3 protein-coding genes are annotated in these 2594 nt (G+C 56.7%); all 3 read right to left on the bottom strand.

The window, feature by feature from the left end:
- A partial coding sequence (locus ACF8AM_RS10565; RefSeq protein ID WP_392555608.1) for an aminoacyl--tRNA ligase-related protein occupies positions 1–660 on the bottom strand: 660 nt, incomplete at its 3' end.
- The gene (carA, locus tag ACF8AM_RS10560; RefSeq protein WP_392555607.1) at positions 657–1823 is read right to left on the bottom strand and encodes a glutamine-hydrolyzing carbamoyl-phosphate synthase small subunit; all 1167 of its coding nucleotides are present in this window, start codon (positions 1821–1823) and stop codon (positions 657–659) included. The genes carA and ACF8AM_RS10565, both read right to left, overlap by 4 nt.
- Positions 1824–2061: 238 nt before the next feature.
- Positions 2062–2421 (bottom strand): amidohydrolase, encoded by a 360-nt coding sequence (locus ACF8AM_RS10555; RefSeq protein ID WP_392555606.1) that lies wholly within the window; start codon positions 2419–2421, stop codon positions 2062–2064.
- Positions 2422–2594 lie beyond the last annotated feature (173 nt).

Raw genomic sequence — 2594 nt, 5'->3', positions numbered from 1 at the left:
GGGAAAGCGTTCCAACGGAGTCTTGCTGCCGACGATCACCGGCATCGCCATCCAGTTCTCAGCAAAGTCACGATAGACCTCGACCATCTTCTCGGTCTCTTCCACCGCTTCTTCAGATGTCGCATGAACGGTGTGGCCTTCTTGCCAGAGAAACTCAGCGGTCCGCAAGAACATTCGCGTTCGCATCTCCCACCGAACCACGTTGGCCCACTGGTTGATCAAGATCGGCAAATCGCGATAGCTCTGCACCCATTTGGCATACGTCGCACCAATGATCGTTTCACTGGTGGGACGGACGATCAACGGTTCTTCGAGCTTGCCCGCGGGACGCAGCCCACCCTCCGGATCTGGTTCGAGCCGATGGTGCGTGACCACCGCACACTCTTTCGCGAATCCTTCGACGTGTTCCGCTTCCTTTTCGAGGAAGCTCATTGGAATGAACAGCGGGAAATACGCGTTTTGGTGTCCCGTCGCTTTGAACATGTCATCCAAAGCCCGCTGAACATTTTCCCAAAGCTGGTAACCCCAAGGCTTGATCACCATGCAGCCACGAACCGGCGAGTTTTCGGCCAGATCGGCTGCACGAATGACTTGTTGATACCACTCAGGATAGTTTTCTTCTCGAGTCGGGCTGATGGCGGTCCGCGGGGCTTTGCTCATGCGTTCACCCCACACTTCTCGTTCAGTTGTTCTTGGAATCGCGAAAACAGGTAATGGCTGTCGTGAGGTCCCGCTGCGGCTTCGGGGTGGTACTGCACGGCAAACGCACCGGTGTCTTTGTGACGCACACCGGCGACGGTGTCATCGTTGAGGTTGCGGTGAGTGACTTCCAAGCAATCTGGCAGGCCTTTGTCATCGACGGCAAAACCGTGGTTCTGGCTGGTGATTTCAACCTTGCCCGTTTCCATGTCCAGAACGGGTTGGTTGGCACCACGGTGACCGAATTTCAGTTTGAACGTTTTCGCGCCACAGGCCACTGCCAGCAACTGATGCCCGAGGCAGATTCCGAACACGGGCACTTGGCCGAGCAACTCGCCGATCGCTTGGTGGGCGTAGGTCAAAGGCTCGGGGTCCCCCGGTCCATTGGACAGAAAGACTCCATCGGGACTGAGCTTCAAGATCTCGTCCGCTGGCGTGCTACCAGGCACGATCGTGACGCGGTTACCACGAGAGCGCAGGTGACGTGGAATGTTCCACTTCATCCCAAAGTCCATGCAAACCACGTGCGGTCGGCTTTCGTCATCGATGGATGCATCTTTCGCCGCTTCGCGAATTTCGCGAATGGTCCAGTCATCCAGTTCGTTGGTCCACTTTTCCAATTGAGTTGGCATGACTTCTTGAACCAGGTCACGCCCGACCAATCCGGGTGATGCCTTGGCCTTGGCGACCAAAGATGCGTCGTCGAGATCAGTCGTCGACAAAACGCCTCGCATCGCACCTTCGCTGCGGATCCGTCGCACCAAGGCTCGTGTGTCGATGCCAGCCAAACCGATCACTCCCTGCGATTTCAGGTAGTCGCTGAGCGAACCTTCTGAGCGGTAGTTGCTGTGCAGGCGACTTTCGTTGCGAATGATGAATCCGGCCAACGAAGTGCCGCGATTTTCCAGGTCAATGGAGTTGATCCCGTAATTGCCCATTTCGGGATAGGTCATCGCCACCAATTGCCCGCGGTAACTGGGGTCGGTCAGGATTTCTTGGTATCCCGTCATCGAGGTGTTGAAGACGACTTCGCCAGTCGTTTCCCCCTCTGCCCCGAGGCTGGTTCCGGTGTAGACGGTGCCGTCTTCGAGAGCGAGTTTGGCAGCTTTGGCGGGAGAGCTCATCAATGCACAGTGGGAGTCGCGGAAAAAAGTTGGAGACCTTCGACGTGGTGCCCTGTTATCGCTGTCGAATCGATTTCCTTCCAGTCCCCCGGGCGTGCGTTACGCTCCTTTTCCACCCGATTTCACGGGTGTTTTCCCGCCTGCTGCCAAGACGGCCCCCTTTCGACCAAGCCAAATCAAATGGAACGCGATTTGGCGTCCACGATTCGCTCTCCGAAGGCCCTCGCGGACAGGCGATCTACTGCGCGGATTGGACCAACGCCATGATCCGATCGACGGCCAACCGCAGAGACCTCGCCGCCATCACAAAGTTCGTATGACCGCTGACTTCGGGCTGAATCGCCTCGTAAAGCTCTGTGCCGCCACGCAGTCGCCGGAGCTTTTTCTTGGCCATTTTCATGTAGACCGCCGGATCGGTTTCGTCCGTCACCGGCCCAACCGCCAAAATGAAGTCGTACAGATCGCGGACGACCTCTCGCAGATCCTCGTCCTCTTCTGCCTCATCAGCGTGCTTGAGAAACGTGCGGATCATCCAAACGTGAGTCAGCTCGGCATCGATGGCTCGAACCACCGCGAGAGGGTCACTGGGAGATGTCATCGTGCTCTGTATCTGAAAGGCAGAAACGAATGGTCCGTCAAAGCTAAAAGCGAGGGTTGGGCGCAGTGGACGAGGGGCCAAAGCCGTGGGTTTTTAGCCACTACACCACAACGCGCCACCGCCACAAAACAAAAAAAAAAACGGGACAGAACCCAAAAAAACAAGGGTGTCGG

Origin of the sequence: Rhodopirellula sp. JB055 (assembly GCF_043100905.1) — a bacterium.
Classification (GTDB): domain Bacteria; phylum Planctomycetota; class Planctomycetia; order Pirellulales; family Pirellulaceae; genus Rhodopirellula.
Note: the sequence above shows the minus strand (reverse complement) of the source record. Positions and strands in the feature narration are given on the sequence as shown.

Excerpts from the sequence above, each read along its gene's own strand:
- carA (WP_392555607.1), bottom strand. The coding sequence starts at position 1,823 with ATGAGCTCTCCCGCCAAAGCTGCCAAACTCGCTCTCGAAGACGGCACC.
- ACF8AM_RS10555 (WP_392555606.1), bottom strand. The coding sequence starts at position 2,421 with ATGACATCTCCCAGTGACCCTCTCGCGGTGGTTCGAGCCATCGATGCC.